The following is a 20,899-nucleotide window of genomic DNA, read 5'->3' on the forward strand; positions in this document are numbered from 1 at the left end:
GCTGCCGTCGTTGCTCATCCCGGATCGGGAGGCATCCCATGCCGAGGGAACCACCCGATCCGGGATGAGCACCGTCCCGAGTGCGCTGTGGGGTGGCCCGGTGAACAGCTCGGTGACCCGCCCTGATTGGCTGCCCGCATGACCTCGACCACAGGCGGAACCACGCGGGCGTGGGGCAGGAGCGCGTCGCGTCGGCTCTACAGCGTCGTGGTCTTCGTGCTACTCGCCTCGCTGGACAACGTGGCGATCGGTCTGGTGCCCCCGCTGTACGGCGCGATCGCCGCATCCTTCGACGTGCCGCAACGGCTGATCGGCCTGGTCACCGCCGTCAGCTTCCTGGTCAGCGCGGTGGCGGCGGTGGGGTGGGCGTACTTCGGGGACCGCACCAACCGCAAACCACTGCTCATGATCGGCACACTGCTGTGGGCGGCCGGAACGGGCGGAAGCGCACTGGCCGGGAACTACCCCACCTTCCTGTCCGCGCAACTACTCGCCGCAGTGGGCCTCGGTGCCGTCGGGTCCGTCGGTTACTCGGTGGTCACCGACCTGATCACGCCCCGCCGGCGGGGCCTGGTGATGAGCTTCTGGGGACTCTCCCAGGGAGCCGGCACGGTGGCCGGCGGCCTCGTCGGCGGGCTGCTCGGCGCCGTCGACTGGCGTCGCCCGTTCCTCGTGCTCACGGTCGTCGGGTTGGCCGCAACAGCGGCCTACCTGTTCACGTACGACATCCGGCGCGGCCAGAGCGAGCCGGCACTGGCCGCCGCGCTCGCCACCGGCGACGACTACGACTACCGGATCAGCCGGGCCGACCTGCCCGTCATCCTGGGGCGGCGGACCAACCGCTGGCTCATCCTCCAGGGCCTCACCGCGCAGGCCGCCTTCGGTTCGCTCGTCTGGCTGCCGGTGCTCTTCCGCGAACGGGCCGAGGACCAGGGGTACACCACGGCGACCGCCATCGTGGTGGGTAGCGTCTTCGCCGCGCTGTTCCAACTCGGCGGAGTGTTCTCCATCGTCGGCGGGCTGATCGGCGACGCGCTGCAACGCCGTACGCCCTCGGGTCGGGCTCTGGTCGCCTCCGTCGGCATCTTCGCCGCGCTTCCGTTCTACCTGGTGCTGTTCTTCGTACCGATGCGCATCGACGTGCCCGACGGTGAGGGCAGCGGCGCAATCGTACGGGCGGTACTGGCAAGCGTGGTCGGTGAACCCACGGTCGGGCTGAGCCTGCTCGCCGCACTGCTGGCCCTCGCGCTCACCTCGGCGAACTCACCGAACTGGTTCGCGCTCATCGCCGACGTCAACCCGCCGGAGAATCGGGGCACCGTCTACAGCCTCGGCAACCTGCTGAACGGAGTGGGGCGGGCGGCCGGCAACGGCCTGGTCGGGGTGGCGTTCCACGGCCTGCGGGTTGCCTTCCCGCCGCCGCTGAACTACGCCGTCGGGCTGGCCGCCTTCCAACTCTTCTTCATCCCCACCGGCGTCATGTACTGGCTCGCAGCCCGTACCTCCCCCAAGGACATCGCGGACGTCCGCAACCTGCTCCAGACCCGCGCCCAGCAGCCGTAGCCGAAGGAAGGGAAGCTCATCGACGCCTCGGCAGAGGACGGGCCCCTCGTCGACCCCGGCGACGGAACGGCCGGTGACAAGGGGCCCTGCTGTGCACCCGGCGTGACAGGGTGCCCTCCCGTGCAACTCAGTTGGTGTTGATCCAGACGGTGACGTCGGTGGGCACCGAACCGTCCTCGTTGAGCGGGCCGCTGCTGTGCACCACCTCGCCCTCGGGTACCGGGGCGGCGGAGGCTGCGAAGTTGGTGAACACCACCAGGTTGCCGTTGCGGAAGGACAGCACCTCGTCGGTGGAGGAGAGCCACTCCAGGGTGCCTCGACCAAGCCCGTACGCACGGCGCAGCCGCAAAGCCTCCCGGTACAGCTCGTACGTCGAGCCGGGCACCCCTCGTTGGCGGTCCAGCGCGTACTCGGCCCAGACCGGTGGCTGCGGCAGCCAACTGGCGTCGGTCGGCCCGAAGCCGTACGAGGGTGCGTCGGCCTCCCACGGGATGGGCACCCGGCAACCGTCGCGGCCCCGCTGGGTGTGCCCGCTGCGTTCCCAGGTCGGGTCCTGGCGGGCCGCGTCGGGCAAAGTGGTGTGCTCCGGCAACCCGAGTTCCTCACCCTGGTAGAGATAGGCCGAGCCGGGCAGGGCCAGCATCAGCAGGGTGGCTGCCCGGGCCCGCCGTAGCCCGGTGGCGGTATCTGGCTGCTCGTCGTCGACACCGATGCCGTTGGGCCGGCGAGCACCGATCGGGAGCCCGAGTCGGGAGGCGTGGCGTACCACGTCGTGGTTGGAGAGCACCCAGGTGGTGGGCGCACCGACGGCGTCGGTGGCCTCCAGCGAGCGCGTGATCACCGCGTACTGGGCGGGAGCCGTCCAGGCGGCGAGCAGGTATTCGAAGTTGAACGCCTGGTGCATCTCGTCGGGGCGTACGTAGCGGGCCAGCCGCTCCGCCGGTTCCACCCACGCCTCTGCCACCAGGATCCGTTCGCCGGGGTAGCCGTCCAGCAGCCGCCGCCACTCGCGGTAGACCTCGTGCACGCCGTCCTGGTCCCACATCGGCGGGCGAGGTTTGTCCGCCTCCTGCCCGGAGAGGATTTCCTGTGGCTCCTGCCAGTCGGCCAGGTCGGCCTGCTTGACCAGACCGTGCGCAACGTCGACCCGGAAGCCGTCCACGCCGCGGTCAAGCCAGAACCGCAGCACGTCCAGAAACTCGGCGCGGACCTCGGGATCGTCCCAGTTGAGGTCGGGCTGGGCGGTGTCGAACAGGTGCAGGTACCACTGGCCGTCGGGAACGCGGGTCCAGGCGGGGCCGCCGAAGACGCTCTGCCAGTCGTTCGGCGGTTCGGCGCCGCCCGGTCCGCGGCCTTCGCGGAAGATGTACCGTCCCCGTTCGGCGCTGCCCGGCCCGGCGGCCAGCGCGGCCTGGAACCAGGCGTGCGCCGAGGAGGTGTGGTTGGGCACCAGGTCGACGATGACCCGTAGGCCGTGCGCGTGGGCCCGCCCGATCAGGTCGTCGGCGTCGGCGAGAGTGCCGAACAGCGGCTCGACGTCCCGGTAGTCGGCCACGTCGTACCCGGCGTCGGCCTGCGGGGACGGATAGAACGGGGACAGCCAGACCGCGTCGACACCCAGTGTTGCCAGATGGTCGAGGCGGGCGGTGATCCCGGGCAGGTCACCGATGCCGTCGCCACCCGAGTCGGCGAACGAGCGGGGATAGATCTGGTAGATCACCGCCTCCGTCCACCATGAGGCCGCGGGGTTCTGGTGCGTCGCGTCGCGGTTCAGGGCGTGCTCCCGTCGTCGAGCCGTCGGGCCGGCGAGCCCGGACGGCGTACTGGCTGTCGTTCAGTGTGCCCGGACGGGCGCGGTCGAATCACGCACGACCAGCCGAGTGTCCAGGATCACCGAAGGATCTTGTTTGGCCAGGTTCGCGTCGCCGGCCCGTCCACAGAGCGGGTCGAGCAACATCTGCGCCGCCAGCCGGCCCTGCTCCGCCGCCGGCTGGGCGATGGTGCTCAGTCCCAGTACGCCGGAGAGGGAGTGGTCGTCGATGCCGATCACGCTGACGTCCTGGGGAACCCGCAGACCGGCCTCGCGCAGCGCGGTGAGGGCACCCATCGCCATCTCGTCGCAGGCGGCGAAGACGGCCGTCGGTGGGTCGCCCCGGCGGAGCAGTTCCTCGGTGGCCCGGGTGCCGCCGGCGATGTCGAAACTGGACTCCACGTCGAGGCTCGGGTCCGGCGACAATCCGGCCGCGCGTAACGCCTCCTGATGCCCCTGGCGGCGGTCCAGGTGAGCGCTGAAGGCGAGTTCGTCGTCGGGGTCACCGGAGATGTGCGCGATCCGGCGGTGCCCCAGATCCAGCAGGTGTCGGGTCGCGGTCCGGGCCGCGGCCACGTCGTCGATGCGTACGCAGGGCCAGCCCGGCACGGTGGTACCTGAGCTGATGGTGACGCCGGGTAGGTCGAGTGCTGCCAGCGCGGCGACGTCGCTGGTCCGCAGCGGGGTGGCGACCAGCATGATCGCGTCTACCCGCTTGTGCAGGTGGGTGGCGTGCAGGACCCGCTGCCGGTTCTGCTCCCGCCCACCCAGGTTGTGCAGCAGCAGGTCGTACCCGGCGCGGTGGAAGAACTCCTCAGCCGCCTCGACGACCACGCCGAAGAACCACCGGGTGATCCGGGGTACCACCACCGCCACGGTGCCGGTCCGGCCGCCGGCCAGCCGTGAGGCGCTCGGCGACACGGCGTACTGTAGCTGCTCGGCTGCGGCGAGCACCCGGCTGCGGGTCGACGCGGACACGGTCGGCAACCCACGCAGCGCCCGGGAGACGGTCGCCGTGGAGACGCCGGCCAGCCGGGCGACGTCGTCGATTCTGGTCACGAGGAACCCCGCTCACGTCCCGCGTGGTGCCGCCGCCGTGGGCGGCGGCACCACGGGCGGATCAACCCTTGACGCTGCCGGCGAGCAGCCCACGGACGAAGTAGCGCTGCAACGACAGGAACACGATCAGCGGTACGACGATCGAGACGAACGCTCCGGCGGTCAACCGTTGCCACTCGTTGCCACGGGTGCCGGCCAGCTCGGCCAGGCGGACCGTGAGCGGTGCGGTGACGTCGCTGCCGCCCGCGAAGATCAGCCCTACCAGCAGGTCGTTCCAGACCCAGAGGAACTGGAAGATGCCGAACGCGGCAAGTGCCGGGGCGACCAGGGGCAGCACGATGGTGCGGAAGATCTTCGGGTGGGTGGCGCCGTCGACCCGTGCCGCCTCCATCAGATCCTTCGGTAGTTGCGAGATGAAGTTGTGTAGTAGGTACACGGCGAACGGAAGCGCGAAGCAGGTGTGTGCGAACCACACCTGGGCGAAGTTCTGCGCGCCGTCGAGGTTCCAGGCGGGCATCAGGGTGACCCCGCCGAGGCTGACTCCACGCGAGAAGAAGCTCAGCAGCGGCACCAGGGCCATCTGCAACGGCACGATCTGGAGCGCGAAGATGCCGATGTACACCCAGTCCCGGCCCCGGAAGTTGATCCACGCCAGGGCGTACGCGGCCAGGGCCGCGAAGGCGAGCGGGAACAGCACCGCCGGCAGGGTGATCACCAACGAGTTGATGAAGTAGCTCGCGAGCTGTCCGGACGAGGCGGACTGCCCGAACAACACCTCCTGGTAGTTCTGGAGGGTGAACTCCGGTTCCCGGAAGAACGTCCACCAGCCGGTGGTCTTGATCTGGTTCTCCGGCCGGAACGAGGAGACCAGTAGGCCGAAGGTCGGGATGGTCCAGACGACCGCGATGACGATGGCGATCAGGGTCGCGGTGTGGGTGTTCAGTCGCTTGCGTACCCGGGCCGCCCGGGTGGGCCGCCCGCTGGTGTTCTGTGCGCCGGCGGCGACCGGGGGAGTGGTGGTGGTCATCTCAGCCCTCCCGTCGCTGCTGACGTAGGTTGCGGATCTGGAAGATCACGATCGGGATCACCAGGATGAAGAGGAACACCGCAAGCGCGGACCCCTGTCCGTTCTGTCCGTACCGGAACGCCTGGTTGTACATCTCGTTGGCGATCACGCTGGTGTCGTAGTTGCCGTTGGTCGAGGTGCGGACGATGTCGAATACCTTCAGCGTGGCGATCGAGATGGTGACCACCACGACGATCAACGCCGGTCGGATGCTGGGCAGGGTTATCTGCCAGAACATCTGCCACGGGCTGACCCCGTCGAGCCGGGCGGCCTCGACGATGTCGGCCGGAATCGCCTTGATGGCCGCGCTGAGCACCACCATGGCGAATCCGGCCTGGATCCACACCATGATCACGATCAACAGCAGCGTGTTCAGCGGCGAGTCCAGCAACCACTGCTGCGGTTGTCCACCGAGACTGACCAGGATCTGGTTGAGCAGTCCGATCTGTTCCTGCTCTTCGCTGCGGAAGGCGTACACGAACTTCCAGATGATGCTGGCGCCGACGAACGAGATGGCCATCGGCATGAAGATCAGTGATTTGGCGACCGCCTCCAGCCGGGCCTTGTCGACCATCACCGCGTAGATCAGCCCGATGGAGGTTGCGACCAGCGGGACCAGGGTGACCCAGACCAGCGTGTTGATGAGCACCCGGACGATGGAGTCGTCGGAGAACATCCACCGGTAGTTGTCGAGGCCGACCCAGTTCTGACTGCCACCGTCCATGAAGGACAGCAGGGTGGTCCGGATCGCCGGGACGACCAGACCGATGAGCAGCAACAGGACCGCCGGCAGCAGGAAGAACGTCGCGAACAGTCCCTCTTGTGACCCGCCCTGCCGGGGGGGCGGAGCGCCGCTGGCGGCGGCGGTCGCGAACCGCGCCTCGCGTCGCCGGGCGAAGAAGGCCGGCACCGCGTCGAGTAGTACGAGCAGCCCACCCACGACCACCGCGAAGGCGATCAACCCCCACAGCAGCATCATGAGTTTCGGTGACTGCTCGGTGAAGTCGAAGTCCATCAATCCTCCCCGGGTTATCGGCACAAGCCGGTGGGCCGGTGCGCGATCGCGGACCGGCCCACCACTGGAGTTACTTCCAGCTGCTCTCGATGCCCTGGAGGACGGAGGCGGTGTCGCCGCCGTTGATCCAATCGACCATGCCCTTCCAGAACGTCCCGGCGCCGACGGCAGCGGGCATCAGGTCGGAACCGTCGAAGCGGAAGACCGTGCTGTCATCCTGGAGAATCTCCACGGACAACTTGTCGATCGGGTTGGCGACGTTGGCCAGGTCGACCTTGTTGTTCGCGGACACCCAGTCACCGATCTTCGCCCGGCTGTTGGCGTAGTCGCCCGAGGCCAGGTAGGTCTGGACCTTCTGCACCTCCGGGCGGTCGTTGAAGGCCGTCACGAACTCGCCACCACCCAGGACCGGCTTGCCCTTGGCCGGATCGATCGCCGGGAAGTAGAACGCGAACACGTCGCCGTCCTCGGCCACCCGGGTCCCCTCAGGCCACTGGTTGGCGTAGAACGACGCCTGCCGGTGCAGCGCGCACTTGTCCTGCGTGATGGGGATGCCCGCCTCCTCGAAGGAGGTGGTGGCGATGCTGCGTACCCCGCCGAAGCCGGCGTTGACGTACTTCTCGTTCTTCAGGATGGTGCCGGCCCGGTCCAGCGCCTCGGCGATACGAGGGTCGTTGAACGCGATCTCGTGCGTCGTCCACTGGTCGTAGACCTCGGGGGTCTGCGTACGCAGCAGCACGTCCTCGATCCAGTCGGTGGCCGGCCAACCGGTGGCCTCACCGGAGGCGATGCCAGCGCACCACGGCTTGAGACCGCTGTCGGCGATGGTGTCGCTCAGCTTGATCATGTCGTCCCAGGTGGTCGGGACGGTCCAGCCGTTCTCCTGGAACATCGTCGGCGAGTACCAGACGAACGACTTCACGTTGGAACCGAGTGGCGCGCCGTAGAAGGTGCCGTCCACGGTGCTGTACTTCAGCCAGTCGGGGGAGTAGTTCTCCTCGGCCATCGCCTTCGTCTCGGCGCTGGCCGGCTTGAGCTGGCCGCGTTCGGCGAACCTGGCGAGCAGGCCGGGTTGCGGGATGAAGGAAAGGTCCGGAGCGTTGCCGCCGTCGACGCGGACGGTGAGCTGGGCTTCGAACTCACCGCTACCCTCGTGGTTGATTCTGATGCCGGTGCAGTCCTCGAACTGTTTCCAGGCTTCCGCAAGGCGGTCGGCTTCGATACCCCGGATCGACGAGTAGATGTTCACGGTCGTGCCGCTGTGGCCCTGATAGTCCTCGTAAGGCGCGCACTCCGGTGAGTCGGCTCTGTCGCTGTCGCTGTCGTTGCTGCTCCCGGTGCCGCACGCGGTGGCGCCGAGCGCCAGCCCGATCGCGCCGACGATCGCGAGGGCCTGGCGTGGTCTGGTGAAGACCGCCATGCCGTCCTCCTTCCTCTCCGGCGCCGGCCGGGATGACATCTGGTGACCTGGCGCCGGTCCGATGGGCGTACCTCATGCAAGCGCTTGCATCGGGCCGAGGTCCACACCTGAAGGGACACGGGCAAGTAACAATCCGGAAACCAGGAAGCTGGCCGTACGGCCATTTCTGTCGTCCGGCACGGCCCGTACGCGGAACTCCGGTCAGCCGGACGGGCGCACCGTCGGGCCGAAAGCGGTCAGCTGTTCAGCTGCCAGATCGAGTAGTTGAGAGCCGCAGCGAAAGTGACCCAGGCCCAGTAGGGCAGCAGCAGCGCCGCAGCCAGGCGACTCGTCCGGGCGAACAGCAGGACCGTCACCCCGATCGCCAGCCAGAGCAGGATGATCTCGGCGAAGGCCAGCCCGTAGCGGTCGCCGGCGAAGAAGAGTGGCGTCCAGCCGGCGTTGAGGACCAACTGGACCGCCCACGCGCCGAGGGCCGCACCGAACCCCACCCGGCGCCAGACCAGCCAGGCGGACACCGCGATCATCACGTAGAGGACGGTCCAGACCGGGCCGAACAGCCAGGACGGCGGCGACCACGCCGGGCGGTCGAGACCCGCGTACTGGTCGGCGGCCCCCGAAGCGGCCAGGTTGCCGACGCCGGCGGCAACCACCACGGCCACCATGAAACCGGCGAGCGCCCACCACTGGCCGGCTCCGTCGCGTCGGGTCTTCTCCGCAGTCGTCCGCATGAAGGGTGCTTCTCCGTTCGGTGGGGCCGCCAAACCTCCCGTCCGTTGCCGTCGGCCCACGGCAACGGAGGCGACAGCACGCCGGGGTCGCCGCGTCCGGTTACTCCTGTCGGGAGGACGGAGTACCGGATACGACGACCCCGGCGGGTTCGGTGAGCGACGCCTTGCGCCGCCATGTCAACTGAAGATGCTGACCCCACCCGGGCCGACGAGCAGCCCGACGACGATGAGGACGATGCCCCAGAGGATCTGCCGGCGGAACAGCGCGAGAATACCGGCGACCACCAGCACGACTGCGAGAATCCAGAGAATCAGCTCCATGGTTGCTGAATACCCCCGGCGGCGACTCCGGAAACCTCGCCTTGATCAAGGTGATCGCCCAGGTGGAAGATACTGTAGGCCTGCTTGATCACTGGATGGGCCACGTTACGGACGCGTACCCCGCCCGGCGTGGTACCCCGCTCGGAACCGTGATGGGCGTGCCCGTGCAGGGCGAGCGCGGTCGGCGCGGAGTCGACCGCCTGCCCCAGTTGGTAACAGCCGAGGAACGGGTAGATCTCCAGAGGCTCACCGGCCAGGGTGTCCGGCACCGGGGCGTAGTGGGTGAGTGCCACCAGTACGTCGCAGTCCAGGGCGCGCAGCGTCTCACCCAACCGGTCCGCGCTCTCGGTGGTGGTGCGGACGAAAGCCTTCATCTCCGGCTCGCCGAAGTCGCTTGCGCACCGGCCGGCGAAACCGCCACCGAAGCCCTTCACCCCGGCGACCCCGAGGCGGCCACCCGGGCAGTCCAGCACCACGCCGTCGCCCTCAAGGACGGTGATGTCCGCTTCCGCAAGCGCGCCGACCACCTGAGGTACCTCGTCACACTGATGATCGTGGTTGCCGAGCACGGCGACCACCGGTACGCCCAGGCCACCGAACTCCCGGGCCACGCAGCGGGCCTCGGCCTCGGTGCCGTGCCGGGTCAGGTCGCCGGCGAGCAGCAGCGCGTCGACGCTGCCCGCCAGCTGTTCGAGTGCCGGCCGGAACCGGCCGAGCACGTCTTCGTCCACATGCACGTCGCCCACAGCGGCGATCCGGATAACCATCGAACCCCCTCAGGGCAGTTGCTCGATCTCGGTGGGCGCCTGTGCCCTGACCACCCCGATGTCGCTGGTGATCGACACGTCTGGGAAGCGATCAGCCACCCGACGCAGGATCTCCTCCCGCCGGTGTGCGCTCTCGACCTCGCCGTGCAGCACGAGGGCGCGTTCGGTCCGGACTACGGTGATGCCCTGTTCAGCGACGGCCGGATCCTCGGTGAGCAGCCGGTGGATCTCCGCCTCGACGTATTCGTCGGGCGGCCCGGCGACGGAGTCGCGGTACGCGGTCACGGTCTCCCCTTTCCCTCGGCCGTGCCGGGGTCCGGCACGACGTCCAGCCTGTCCAACAGCACCAGGAACGACTCGGCGTACGGCGAGTGCTGCGTCTCCTTGCGTACCCGTTCCCAGTCGATCTGCTCCCGTAGTGAGCGGGCCAACGGCAGCCCACGGGCGAAGTCGCAGTAGTGCTGGGAGAAGCTGAGCAGCTTGTGCACCATCAGTTGGGTGGCCGACAGCACCGGCATGTGGATGGCGTCGACCGGGCGTACGACCGTGTCGGCGAAGGTCTCCTCGGTGACCGGCGTTTCGATCGGGCGGTGGATCAGGTCCACCATCCGGCCGCCGTCGTAGACCTTGACCAGCCAGTCCTCCGGTGGTCGCTCGGCGGTGAAACCGGCCTGCGCCAGCACGTCCAGTGCGGCTTCGACGTCGGTCTCCCGGATGAGGAAGTCGACGTCGTGTTCGCTGGAATGCCCGCCGTGTGCGTAGACGGCGAAGCTGCCGCCGAGCGCGAACGGGATCTCCGCCTGTTTGAGTACGGCAGCGACCTTCTTGAGGGTGTGCAGGAGAGTCTCGTCGTCGCGCTCGGCCATCTCGCCTCTCCCGTCGACTCGTCGGGGGTGCCACCGGTGGGCTCCCCGATCGGTACCCGGCATTCCGGTCGTCCACACCTGCGGAACATGCGCAAGGGGATGAACGGTGCTCAAACCGGATCTATGGTGCGCCCATCATGCGCCTGTCGGATAACCTTTCGAGGGTGGCCAGATCGACGGCAGTGCCCGACTCGACGGGAGTCCGCTGCGGTGGGCGGCTCCGCACCGTAGCGCTGATCGGCATCGACGGCTCGGGCAAGACCACCCAGGCGTACCGGCTGGCCGAGACGCTCACCGCAGCCGGGCATCCAGCCACCTACCACCGCAACGCTGGTGGACGGCGCTGGCTCGGCCGGGCTGCGCAACGACTCGGCCGCCCGGACGCCCAGAGTCTGCTCGGACGGGACGGGATGCTCCTGATGGAGTCCGTCCTGCGCTGGCTGGCCATCGCGCTGACGCTGCTCGGTGGTCCGTTCACCGGGCGGGTGGCCGTGATGGACCGCTACGCTGCCTGCCAGTACGCCAGCCTGCGGGCGCACGGTGGGCACCGCTGGGAGCGGCTGATCCGGGCCGCCTACCGGATCTTCCCCCGGCCGCAGGTGACGTTCCTGCTGACCGTCGAGCCGGTCGAGGCGTACCGGCGGATCGAGCGCCGGGGCACCGACCACGAGAGTCTTCGCTTCCTGGTCGCCGCCGACTGGGCGTACCGCACCCTGCCGGAGTATCCGACGTTCGTTGAGGTCAACGCGGGTCGTCCGGCCGAGGAGGTCGCACGGGAGATCCGCGGGCACCTGAAGGCCTGGTTGGCGGCGGGAAACGAGCCGGCCGTCGCCGATCCGGCGGGAACCGCCGCACCGGCGACGGAACTGGTCCCGCTTCAGGCCCGCCCGTAGACCGGTATGGCCGCACCGCTGGTGGGTGCCGACTCGTCCGAGGCGAGGAAACGGATCACCGAGGCGATCTCGGTCGGGTCCACCCAGCGGCTACGGTCGGCGTCCGGCATCGCGTCACGGTTGGTCGGGGTGTCGATGACGCTCGGCAGCACCGTGTTGCAGCGAATTCCGGCCGGCTTGTACTCCACCGCCACCGCAGCGGCGAACCCGAGGACGGCGGCCTTCGCGGTCACGTATCCGGCTACCCCTGGAAACGGTGCGACAGCCGCCCGGGCTGCGACACACACCACCGCGCCGCCGCCGGCGGCGATCAGGTGCGGCAACGCCGCACGGGTGACCAGGTGGGTCGGACGGAGGTTGATGGTGAGCATCCGTTCGAATTCCTCGACAGGCAACTCGTGCACCAGACCGCCACTGGCGTATCCACCGACGAGGTTGACGACCGCGCGTAACGGTGCACCGGGATCCTCGGATGCCACCTCGGCCACCCGGGCGGCGTCCTGCGGGTTGGTCAGGTCCGCCACGACCGGGACCGGAGCGTCCAGCCCCGGTTCACCCACCGGGACCGGCCGTTGCCGTTGGGGCGCGACCACGCGCCAGCCCGTTTCCAGGAAGGCAGCGCTGACCGCCCTACCCAGCCCGCCCGTCGCTCCGGTGACCAACACAGTGCGATTCGCCATGACCTGAGACTAGGAGGTGACCATTGGATCTCGTCGAGCCGCCCGGTTCGTGAGGTCTTGGCTCGACCGTGACGTCAGGAACCCGACAGCTGCATATGGGGCGCTGTCCGGGCGGGCATAGGACCGGGGTGCGGATTGTTCAACACGGCGAGGGGTAATACCACCGGTGTGGATGAACCGAGCGGCCCACACATGCGTATCTGGCAGTGACTGGGATCGCAGCACGGTGGTGACCCGGGTCGCTGTGATCATCGGGCGGGCAGTGTTGCCATGGACCGGGACGGTCGGCGATCCGTCGATCCGTCGACCTGACAGGGCGCCTGCCGACGACAGTCAGGCAGGGTGCTGACAGCAAACATGGACGCTGCTCTCAGCGGATTATCAGGCATTCGTGACACTTTCGACCCACGACATGGAATCCCCGACACGTCTCATCTGTTGTGTAGATGTCAGCACCGATGGGCACAGCGGAGGTTACGGGGGAGGGCTGATGGGCGTGGGGATGGCAAGGAACCGGGCAACCGGCGCGAGCGAGGGGACCGTGGGCACCGTGGACAAGAATATCGGAATCCGAACCGACGAGGTTGCCGAGGAGCGCGACCTGGTCGGAGTCTACCTGCACGAGATCTCCCGGACGCCCCTACTGGACGCCGCCAAGGAGGTCGATCTCTCCAAGGCGATCGAGGCCGGCCTGTACGCCGAGCACCTGATCGGTGACGACCGTGTCCCGGACGGGGCGACCCGGGAGGAACTGGAACGGCTGATCGCCGACGGAGAGCGGGCCAAGGACCTGTTCATCCGGGCGAACCTACGGCTGGTCGTGTCGATCGCCCGACGTTACGTCCGCTCCGGCATGCCGATGCTGGATCTCATCCAGGAAGGCAACACCGGTCTGGTTCGGGCCGTGGAGAAGTTCGACTACGAGCGCGGATACAAGTTCTCGACCTATGCGACGTGGTGGATCCGCCAGGCGATCAGCCGGGCGATCGCTCAGCAGGAGCGCACCGTGCGCCTGCCGGTGCACCTGGTGGAGGATGTCAACCGGATGCGTAACGTCGCCCGTCAGCTCACCCGGGAGTTGGGTGGCGACCCGGAACCGGAGCAGATCGCGACCGCCCTCGGGGTCACCGTCGAGCGGGTGAACGAACTGGTCCGCTGGTCGCAGGACACCGTGTCACTGGACACGCCGGTAGGCGACGACGGCGACACCAACCTGGGTGACCTGGTCGCCGACAGCGACGCGCCGTCCCCTGAGGAGATCGTGCTGACCGGACTGGAGCGGCAGCGGATCGAAGGGCTGCTCAACCATCTGGACGATCGTTCGGCCGGCATCATGCGGGCCCGGTACGGGCTGGAGGACGGCCGGGAGCACTCGCTCACCGAGGTGGCTTCGCGGTTCTCCCTGTCCCGGGAGCGGATCCGGCAGTTGGAGATCCAGGCGCTCGGCCGGCTTCGGGAGTTGGCCCGAGCGGAGGGGCTGCAAGCGGCCTGAGCAGGGGGACAACGACAGGGAACGGCCGGCGCCCGATAGGGGGGCGCCGGCTGTTCGCGTCTCTCGTGCTCGCCGCGACTCCGTCGGGCAGGACCCGACACATTGGTCACTCAGCGTATGCGACCGTATCCGTAAGGTGACATCAGATCCACGGGTCGCTTCTCGACATTGCGGCCGAAGGTCGGGGCGTGAATGACCTGACCGTCTCCGACATAGATGGCGACATGGCCGAGGCTGCGGTAGAAGACCAGGTCGCCGGGGCGCAACTCACCGCGACTGATGTGCGCCACGGCACCCCACTGCATACGCGTGTTGTGTGGCAGGGAGCGGCCTGCCGCCCGCCACGCGGCCGAGGTCAGCCCCGAACAGTCGTAGCTGCCGGGGCCGTCCTGCCCCCAGCCGTACGGCTTGCCCAACGCACCGTAGGCGTACCGAACGGCGACACCGGCCTTGCCGGAGACCGCGGGGGCGTCGTTCGCGCTGCTGGCCTGGTTCGTCGGTCGTTCGGTCGCCCGACCGTACGCCTCCCGGCGCAGCTCGTAGAGCTCGGCGAGATCGCGTTCGATTCGCTTCTTCGCCGAGGAGAGCTCGCGCGACTGTGCCGCCTGCCGGCTCAGCGTCACGTCGAGCTGGGTCTTCTCGTCGAGCAGCCGCCGTTGGTCGGCGGTGTAGCCGGCGATGGTGGCATGCCGTTGCCGGGTCAGGTGGTCCAGTGTGCCGAGCCGGTCCAGCACGGCAGTCGAGTCACCGCCGTGCAGTAGGGCATCGACGGTGCCCAGGGCGCCGGTCTTGTACGCAGTCACCGCCATCTCGCCGACATCTGCCCGGCTCTGCTCGGCCTGCTGCTCCAGCGGGCCGATCCGGTCCTGCAGCCGCTGCACCGCGGCACGGTTGTCCTTGATCTTCTCCCGCAGTTCGTTGTGGGCCTCCACCACGCGTTCCAACTCGACGGAGGCCTTCTCGATCCGCCGGGTCAACTCGGCGGGGGAAGGTTCGGCCCGAGCGACCGTCGCCGGCGTGAGCAGCGCCAGCGTGAAGGCGGCGGCAGTCAGGGCACGCAGCGTGTGCGTCAGGGACGACAAGAGCCTGAGTGCTCCTCTCCCGAGGCCGACGCGGGCGGCTGAGGCACCGCGACGGCGACGGCCCGGTGCCGTCCCGGTGGACGGCGGCCGGCCGAGCCGACCTGCCCAACCTAGTACGGGACAGGAGTCATCCGCAGAGAAAGTCGGGACCAGTGGTGGCGCTGGGGTGCGGGGGTCCGGTCGGATTCGCGTGGACAAGGCGGTTGTCGACGACATGTCGGACCGGTCGCTTCCGGCGAATGGCGCCGGGTACCTGCTGCTCGGTGCCGTGTTCTCGTGCCGGTGCTGCTCGCCGTGGCGGGCGACCGGTGGCGCCCGCGACGGTGCTAGCCGGCGATCGGCTCGGGCGTCTGGTCGCGCCCCCGCTGCTCGGCCGTGACAAGAGCGCTCACCCGACGCTCCGCCCAGAAGGAGACGAACGGTACGGTGCCGGCCAACATCACCAGGATCATCCGCTTCAGTTGCCAGTCGGCCCGCCGGGACAGATCGAAGGCGGCGACCAGATACACCATGTAGAGGAAGCCGTGCGCCTGGCCCACGGTCTCCACCACGACCGGGTTGTCGAAGCCGTACTTCAGTGGCATTCCGATCACGACCAGCAGGATCAGCACCACGCCGACGACCCAGGCGATCACGCGGTAGCGGGTGAGAGCAGCGCGCACTTCTCGTCCGTCCTTCCGGACCCGGTTCAGCCGGGATAGTCACCAGGCTTCGCGCCCGGATTGGCGTTCAACCATGACAGGTAGCGGTTGTAGGCCGCCAGTTCGGCGTCGTCCACGCCGGAACCGACGGAGATCCGGGCAACCCGCACCGGACGTCGGATCCCCGGGCGTGGCAGGTCGGTGCGGGCGGCCCCGGCCGCACCGATGGTGGTGACGCCAGGCCCGGCTGACCCGGCCAGGTGAGCACGCGACGCCGACGCGCTCGCGTCGCCGTCGACCGAGGTGACCGCGCGTAGCGCGTGGCGTACCTCGCGCCACCAGACGAAGACCACGAAGCCGGCGAAGACGGGCCACTCCACGGCGTAACCCCAACTGATGGCGTTACCTGCCGCGGCCCGGCTCAACTGCCACCACCCGAGACCGAGAAACGAGATCACCAGCACGACCATGGCCACGTGGCGGGCGATCCACGCCGGGGTCCAGAGCCGCTTCATGTGACGAGGGTACCGAAAGCGGCTGCCTTCTCCGACGCGGTGTCGTAGTGCCTTGTGGTTTGGCCACACCCAAGGTGGGCATCCGTACAGATGCCAGCCCAGGACGGACGAGGGGGCGAGATGACGGCACCGGGACGACCGGACGAATTTCCTGACGGCGGTACGGAGGTGAGCCCCGAGCAGCGCATCCCCGAGTGGAGGGACGGCCGCACGCCAGCCCCCGCCCCCGGGGTCGACCTCCTGGGCGTCGATCCCGCCGAACTGGGCGAGGAGGACCTCGTCCGGGAGATGCAGAGTCTGCATCGCACCCGTCTGGACACGCTGCGCCACGCAACCGACTCGGCCCTCGCCAACCACCTGCGGCGTACCGCCGAACTGGAGACCGAGTACCTCGCCCGCCACCCCGGTCGTGAGGTGGACCCCAGCCGGCTGCGGGACGGGTGATGGCGTACGCGGAGCGGGGGGTGTCCGCGCCACCAGAGGTCGTCTTCAACACTGCCACCGACCGAGGGCGGATCTCGTCCTGGTTGCCCGGCCCGTTGCTGTCGACGGACCCGGTCCAGGACGGCGACGCCGAGCAACTGTGGTCCCGCTGGACCGCCCGTGGCACCGACTGGTCGGTCGAGCTGAAGGTCGAGCCGGTCGACGCCGGTGGCTCACGGCTCCGGCTCGAACTCGGCGGGGGCGGCGCGTCAGCCGACCGACTGGCGGGGGAGACGCTGGACAGCCTCGCCCGTGAGGTGGCCGACAACCTGCAGGCCGGCTGAGTCGGTCGGCCCGCCGCCGGACCGCGGCGGAATCGTAGCGTGACTTGAAAAGGAGGCCGGGTGAGCGACCTGAGGCAGAAGGTGGCGCGGTTGCGCCAGGCGTACGCACCACACGAGCACCGCCCGCTGGGCGGCTACCTGGCGGCGATGGGCACCTACGCCGGGGTGACCGGTGTGATCACGGGTCTGGTGAAGGTGACCGGCCGAACGGTGCCGGAGCGACCGACCACGTCGGACGTGGTGCTGCTCGCCATCGCCACCCACAAGCTGAGCCGGCTGCTCTCCAAGGACGCGGTGACGAGTCCGTTGCGTGCCCCCTTCACCAGGTACGAACGACCGATCGGCAGCGGCGAGGTGATGGAGCAGGTACGCGACTCCGGCAGTTCCACCCGGCACGCCATCGGCGAACTGCTCAGCTGCCCGTTCTGCCTTGCCGTGTGGGTGGCCACCGGGCTCACCGGCGGACTGGTGCTCGCGCCCCGACTGACCCGGCTCGTCGCGACGGCGCTCACCGCCGTGGCGGCCTCGGACTTCCTGCAGATGGGGTACGCGGCGGCCCAGCGGGCAGCCGAGGGCGGCGCAGGGGAGTGAGGCCCGACGCGCAGGGTCAGCGTTGCATGCCGGACCAGCCGCTGGGCGACTCCGGCTCCCGCTCGTCCTCGTCGGCACCGGTGATGATGTCCCGGTCCACGGCGGTGCGATCGTGCTCGTTGGCGAAGTCGGGCTCCGGCAGGGTGTCCGTCCCCTCCGGTGGTTGGCCGAGCGCGGGCGTACCGGTGTGCTGATCTTCCTCGCGCTGCCTCATCGTGTTCCCCTCCCTCTCGCCGGTGCCGGTGGGTCGGTCAGCCCACCGACCCACCCAGCAGGTCGGTCACCTCGTCGACCGCGTACTCGCCCTGCGGTAGGGCGTTGAGCCGGGACAACAGCTGCGCCGGCAGCTCCGCGGCTACCGCGCGACGGTAGATGTCGACCTGACTGATCCGCTCCTGGCCTCGGTACAGATCGTCGAGCAGGTCGTCGAGCGGACGGGTGTCCACCTCCTCGGTCTCCACCTCGTCGACTGCGGCAGCCGTGCCGGGCAGGTCGGTGACGGGCGGATCGAGCGCGGCGGTGTCGACCACGGGCACGTCGGCCAGCACGGCTTCGGGTAGCCGTGCCTGCGTCGTGGGTACCGTGGGCGCCTCGGTCACGGGTACGTCGTCGGTCACCCCCGGGAGCTACCCGTCCCCGACCCGCCAAAACGCCCGCCCCCCGGCCTCCCGCCGTGATCACGGGGCTGTCGCGGTGGAAAACGGAACCTGCGCGACAACCTCGTGATCGGCGTGACTGTCAGGCGGGGGTGGGCAGGGAGGTGGCGGCGCGGCGGGCGCGGACGGCGGCTGCCAGCTCGTCGAGCACCTCGTCGGTGGTGTCCCAGCCGATGCAGGCGTCGGTGACCGACTGGCCGTAGGTGAGTTCGCGGGTGGGGTCGAGATCCTGCCGACCCGGCACCAGGAAGCTCTCCAGCATGATCCCCACGATGCCGCGCTGGCCGGCGGCGATCTGCCCGGCCACGTCGGCGGCCACCACCGGCTGGTTGCGGTGGTCCTTGCCGCTGTTGGCATGGCTGGCGTCCACCACCAACCGTTCCGGCAGTCCCGCGGCCCGTAGCAGGTCCAGTGCACCGGCCACCGACACGGCGTCGTAGTTCGGCAGGCCGCCACCGCCCCGCAGCACCAGGTGTCCGTCCGCGTTGCCCCGGGTGTGCATGATCGCCGGGATGCCGGAGACATCGATGCCCGGGAAGACGTGCGGAACGCCAGCGGCCCGGATCGCGTCGACGGCCGTGGCGATACTGCCGTCAGGGCGGTTCTTCATGCCGATCGGCATGGACAGCCCGGAGGCGAGCTGCCGGTGCACCTGGCTCTCCACGGTGCGTGCGCCGATCGCACCCCACGCGACGGTGTCCGCGATGTACTGCGGAGTGATCGGGTCGAGGAACTCACAGCCCGCCGGCAGGCCGAGCCGCAGGACGTCCAGCAGCAGTTCCCGGGCCCGGCGCAGCCCCGTGTTGACGTCACCGGAACCGTCGAGCCCGGGATCGTTGATCAGGCCTTTCCAGCCCACCGTGGAACGCGGCTTCTCGAAGTAGACCCGCATCACCACGAGCAGGTCCCCACTGACCCGCTCGGCTGCCACGCGGAGCCGGTGCGCGTAGTCGAGAGCGGCGGCGGGGTCGTGTACCGAGCACGGCCCGACCACCACCAGCAGCCGGTCGTCGGTACGGTCGAGCACCTGGCCGACCGCGCGGCGGCCAGCCAGCACGGCCGCCGTGAGTGCGTCGTCCAGAGGCAGCTCGTGCAGCAGCAGGGCGGGAGTGGTGAGCGGCACGACACGGTCGATCCGCTGGTCGATGACCCGGTGGTTCTCCGGGGTCGGCACGTTGGACATCCTTCCGCCGACCGCACCCGGGGCCGGTGCCCGGGTCGAGCCGGCTGCTCGTACGCGAAAGGGCAGGAACGAAAGCTCCTGCCCGGCCGGCTCGAAATCGGTGACGTCAGATCATGGTGAAGTCACCGGCCCACGAGCCGGCTCGCTAAACCATCGATACGACAGTGTCACGGCGGTAAGCCTACCCGACCGCGCCCGAGCGCTCATCCTCCCGTCGGCAAAGCCTCGTCTCATGTTTACCGACATCAATGGGTTCGTCGGTAGTTTCGGCGTCACCGAAAGCCGCTCACCCGGAGGTCCCGATGGATCGTCGTACCGTCCTGCGCGCCACCGTCGCCGGTGGCGCCGCCGCCTTCTCCGGCAGCCTGTGGGCGGGTGCCGCCGTGGCCGCACCGGCCCAACCCGGCCCGAGCCCCTACGGCTCGCTGCGCAGCGCCGACGCCAACGGCATCCAGCTGCCCAACGGGTTCACCAGCCGGGTGATCGCCCGGTCCCGTCAGGCAGTTTCAGGAACGTCGTACTCCTGGCACGACGCGCCCGACGGCGGTGCCTGTTTCGTCGCCGGCACAGGCTGGATCTACGTCTCGAACTCCGAGATCACCCCCGGCGGCGGCGCCTCGGCGGTGCGCTTCAACGCCGACGGCAGCATCGCCTCGGCGTACCGCATCCTGTCCAACACCAACCAGAACTGTGCCGGCGGCGCCACCCCCTGGGGCACCTGGCTCTCCTGCGAGGAGGTCAGCCGCGGGTTCGTCTACGAGACGTACCCGCAGGGTGGCACCACGGCGGTGCAACGACCGGCGATGGGGCGGTTCAAGCACGAGGCCGCCGCCTGCGACCCCGATCGCGGGGTGATCTACCTGACCGAGGACGAGAACAACGGCTGCTTCTACCGGTTCCGGCCGAACAGTTGGGGCAACCTCTCCGCCGGCACCCTCGAGGTGCTAGTCGCGGGGTCGGCCACCAGCGGCCCGGTGACCTGGGCCCGGGTGCCGGACCCGGACGGGTCGCCGACGGTGACCCGCAGTCAGGTCTCCGGTGCCAAGCGGTTCAACGGTGGGGAGGGCTGCTGGTACGCCGACGGGACCTGCTGGTTCACCACGAAGGGAGACAACCGGGTGTGGGCGTACGACGCGGTCGACCAACGCATCGACCTGGCGTACGACGACTCGTTGGTGTCCGGCACCGCACCGTTGACCGGGGTGGACAACATCACCGGCACCGGTTCGGGTGACCTCTACGTGGCCGAGGACGGCGGCAACATGGAGATCAACATCATCACCCCGACGGGGGTGGTCGCCCCGTTCCTGCGAATCACCGGCCAGTCGTACTCGGAGATCTGTGGGCCGGCCTTCTCGCCCGACGGCACCCGTCTGTACTTCTCGTCGCAGCGCGGCGCCTCCGGTTCCTCCTCCGGCGGCATCACCTACGAGGTTCGTGGCCCGTTCCGCTGAGCCGGTCCGCGGATGTCAGGAAGGGCGCCTTTCACGACGCCGGGTGTGGACAAGGTGCCCTTCCTCGCCTGAGTGGGGGAGAGCGGGGCGGGGTAAAGCAGCGGTATGAACGACGAGCGAAGCGACCAGGAGCGGGTGGAGTCCCGCGCCCACCTGCTACCGGAGGAGGCCGCAGCCGGCAGCGACGACGCACGTGCCCAGGCGGATGCGATCCTCGCCGAGTCCGACGCCCGCGCGGCCGACCAGAACGTCGCCCCCGACACCGTCCTGGAACGGCGTACCTCGGACCAGACCGTGCACCCCGTCGAGCCGCCGGACTGACAGCGG

25 protein-coding genes are annotated in these 20,899 nt (G+C 69.2%); 8 read left to right on the plus strand and 17 right to left on the minus strand.

The features are described from left to right. Window positions 1-138: 138 nt before the first annotated feature. On the plus strand, window positions 139-1,563 hold the full coding sequence (locus HCA58_RS19850; protein WP_169599340.1) for an MFS transporter: 1,425 nt from the start codon (window positions 139-141) through the stop codon (window positions 1,561-1,563). Window positions 1,564-1,690: 127 nt separating this feature from the next. On the opposite strand, the gene HCA58_RS19855 is transcribed toward HCA58_RS19850, so the two are convergent. The 10 genes from HCA58_RS19855 to HCA58_RS19900 form a co-directional block, all read right to left on the minus strand. Beyond that, a complete protein-coding gene (locus HCA58_RS19855; RefSeq protein ID WP_346776052.1) occupies window positions 1,691-3,283 on the minus strand; it encodes a glycoside hydrolase family 13 protein in 1,593 nt (530 codons plus the stop codon). Window positions 3,284-3,397: 114 nt separating this feature from the next. Next, complete coding sequence (locus HCA58_RS19860) at window positions 3,398-4,432, minus strand: LacI family DNA-binding transcriptional regulator (RefSeq protein WP_169599341.1); 1,035 nt, start codon at window positions 4,430-4,432, stop codon at window positions 3,398-3,400. A gap of 61 nt (window positions 4,433-4,493) precedes the next feature. Next, window positions 4,494-5,459, minus strand: a complete 966-nt coding sequence (locus HCA58_RS19865) for a carbohydrate ABC transporter permease (protein ID WP_169599342.1) — start codon at window positions 5,457-5,459, stop codon at window positions 4,494-4,496. Window position 5,460: 1 nt separating this feature from the next. Beyond that, window positions 5,461-6,513: a sugar ABC transporter permease gene (locus tag HCA58_RS19870; protein WP_169599343.1), complete on the minus strand. Its 1,053-nt coding sequence runs from the start codon at window positions 6,511-6,513 to the stop codon at window positions 5,461-5,463. A 70-nt stretch (window positions 6,514-6,583) separates the two neighbouring features. Beyond that, window positions 6,584-7,933 (minus strand): ABC transporter substrate-binding protein, encoded by a 1,350-nt coding sequence (locus HCA58_RS19875; protein ID WP_169599344.1) that lies wholly within the window; start codon window positions 7,931-7,933, stop codon window positions 6,584-6,586. 236 nt (window positions 7,934-8,169) lie between these two features. Continuing rightward, window positions 8,170-8,664, minus strand: a complete 495-nt coding sequence (locus HCA58_RS19880) for a TspO/MBR family protein (RefSeq protein WP_169599345.1) — start codon at window positions 8,662-8,664, stop codon at window positions 8,170-8,172. A 177-nt stretch (window positions 8,665-8,841) separates the two neighbouring features. Then, window positions 8,842-8,985 (minus strand): GPGG-motif small membrane protein, encoded by a 144-nt coding sequence (locus HCA58_RS19885; RefSeq protein ID WP_018786997.1) that lies wholly within the window; start codon window positions 8,983-8,985, stop codon window positions 8,842-8,844. Next, a complete protein-coding gene (locus tag HCA58_RS19890; RefSeq protein WP_169599346.1) occupies window positions 8,976-9,752 on the minus strand; it encodes a metallophosphoesterase in 777 nt (258 codons plus the stop codon). Before HCA58_RS19890 ends, HCA58_RS19885 begins: the two co-directional genes overlap by 10 nt. A 9-nt stretch (window positions 9,753-9,761) precedes the next feature. Beyond that, window positions 9,762-10,037, minus strand: coding sequence for a hypothetical protein (locus HCA58_RS19895; RefSeq protein ID WP_169599347.1), 276 nt, complete (start codon window positions 10,035-10,037; stop codon window positions 9,762-9,764). Further along, window positions 10,034-10,681, minus strand: coding sequence for a nucleotidyltransferase (locus tag HCA58_RS19900; protein WP_277351280.1), 648 nt, complete (start codon window positions 10,679-10,681; stop codon window positions 10,034-10,036). Before HCA58_RS19900 ends, HCA58_RS19895 begins: the two co-directional genes overlap by 4 nt. 101 nt (window positions 10,682-10,782) lie before the next feature. Between HCA58_RS19900 and HCA58_RS19905 the strand changes: the two genes are divergently transcribed. Further along, a complete protein-coding gene (locus HCA58_RS19905) occupies window positions 10,783-11,511 on the plus strand; it encodes a thymidylate kinase (protein ID WP_346776053.1) in 729 nt (242 codons plus the stop codon). Here the strand turns inward: HCA58_RS19905 and HCA58_RS19910 are convergent. Next, window positions 11,496-12,191 carry an SDR family NAD(P)-dependent oxidoreductase gene (locus HCA58_RS19910; RefSeq protein ID WP_169599350.1) on the minus strand — a complete coding sequence of 232 codons (696 nt, stop codon included), beginning with the start codon at window positions 12,189-12,191 and terminating at the stop codon, window positions 11,496-11,498. The genes HCA58_RS19905 and HCA58_RS19910 overlap by 16 nt on opposite strands. Before the next feature lie 502 nt (window positions 12,192-12,693). Here HCA58_RS19910 and HCA58_RS19915 point away from each other — a divergent pair. Further along, a complete protein-coding gene (locus HCA58_RS19915; RefSeq protein ID WP_205809186.1) occupies window positions 12,694-13,683 on the plus strand; it encodes a sigma-70 family RNA polymerase sigma factor in 990 nt (329 codons plus the stop codon). A 110-nt stretch (window positions 13,684-13,793) separates the two neighbouring features. On the opposite strand, the gene HCA58_RS19920 is transcribed toward HCA58_RS19915, so the two are convergent. From HCA58_RS19920 to HCA58_RS19930, 3 genes are all read right to left on the minus strand, one after another. Then, entirely contained in the window at window positions 13,794-14,744 is a 951-nt protein-coding gene (locus HCA58_RS19920; RefSeq protein ID WP_240956512.1) for a C40 family peptidase, read from the minus strand. Window positions 14,745-15,091: 347 nt separating this feature from the next. Continuing rightward, window positions 15,092-15,427 carry a DUF3817 domain-containing protein gene (locus tag HCA58_RS19925; protein WP_169599353.1) on the minus strand — a complete coding sequence of 112 codons (336 nt, stop codon included), beginning with the start codon at window positions 15,425-15,427 and terminating at the stop codon, window positions 15,092-15,094. A 26-nt stretch (window positions 15,428-15,453) separates the two neighbouring features. Then, the gene (locus tag HCA58_RS19930; RefSeq protein ID WP_169599354.1) at window positions 15,454-15,921 is read right to left on the minus strand and encodes a hypothetical protein; all 468 of its coding nucleotides are present in this window, start codon (window positions 15,919-15,921) and stop codon (window positions 15,454-15,456) included. Between the two features lie 120 nt (window positions 15,922-16,041). Between HCA58_RS19930 and HCA58_RS19935 the strand changes: the two genes are divergently transcribed. From HCA58_RS19935 to HCA58_RS19945, 3 genes are read left to right on the plus strand one after another with little or no spacing between them, the layout of a single operon-like run. Continuing rightward, window positions 16,042-16,365 (plus strand): DUF6158 family protein, encoded by a 324-nt coding sequence (locus HCA58_RS19935; RefSeq protein WP_169599355.1) that lies wholly within the window; start codon window positions 16,042-16,044, stop codon window positions 16,363-16,365. Beyond that, a complete protein-coding gene (locus HCA58_RS19940; protein ID WP_169599356.1) occupies window positions 16,365-16,688 on the plus strand; it encodes an SRPBCC family protein in 324 nt (107 codons plus the stop codon). Before HCA58_RS19935 ends, HCA58_RS19940 begins: the two co-directional genes overlap by 1 nt. 60 nt (window positions 16,689-16,748) lie before the next feature. Continuing rightward, window positions 16,749-17,279, plus strand: a complete 531-nt coding sequence (locus HCA58_RS19945) for a DUF1360 domain-containing protein (RefSeq protein ID WP_169599357.1) — start codon at window positions 16,749-16,751, stop codon at window positions 17,277-17,279. A 16-nt stretch (window positions 17,280-17,295) separates the two neighbouring features. Here HCA58_RS19945 and HCA58_RS19950 read toward each other — a convergent pair whose 3' ends face one another. The 3 genes from HCA58_RS19950 to HCA58_RS19960 all read right to left on the minus strand — a co-directional run bounded on the left by HCA58_RS19950 (window position 17,296) and on the right by HCA58_RS19960 (window position 19,118). After that, window positions 17,296-17,493, minus strand: a complete 198-nt coding sequence (locus HCA58_RS19950; protein WP_169599358.1) for a hypothetical protein — start codon at window positions 17,491-17,493, stop codon at window positions 17,296-17,298. A gap of 37 nt (window positions 17,494-17,530) precedes the next feature. Beyond that, entirely contained in the window at window positions 17,531-17,740 is a 210-nt protein-coding gene (locus HCA58_RS19955; RefSeq protein WP_169599384.1) for a hypothetical protein, read from the minus strand. A 277-nt stretch (window positions 17,741-18,017) separates the two neighbouring features. After that, on the minus strand, window positions 18,018-19,118 hold the full coding sequence (locus HCA58_RS19960) for a 3-deoxy-7-phosphoheptulonate synthase (protein ID WP_169599359.1): 1,101 nt from the start codon (window positions 19,116-19,118) through the stop codon (window positions 18,018-18,020). A 302-nt stretch (window positions 19,119-19,420) separates the two neighbouring features. Between HCA58_RS19960 and HCA58_RS19965 the strand changes: the two genes are divergently transcribed. After that, window positions 19,421-20,572, plus strand: a complete 1,152-nt coding sequence (locus HCA58_RS19965; RefSeq protein WP_169599360.1) for an alkaline phosphatase PhoX — start codon at window positions 19,421-19,423, stop codon at window positions 20,570-20,572. A gap of 105 nt (window positions 20,573-20,677) precedes the next feature. Further along, window positions 20,678-20,893 (plus strand): hypothetical protein, encoded by a 216-nt coding sequence (locus HCA58_RS19970; RefSeq protein ID WP_169599361.1) that lies wholly within the window; start codon window positions 20,678-20,680, stop codon window positions 20,891-20,893. The last annotated feature ends 6 nt before the right edge of the window (window positions 20,894-20,899 follow it).

It is taken from the genome of Micromonospora sp. HNM0581, assembly GCF_012726175.1.
GTDB lineage: Bacteria > Actinomycetota > Actinomycetes > Mycobacteriales > Micromonosporaceae > Micromonospora.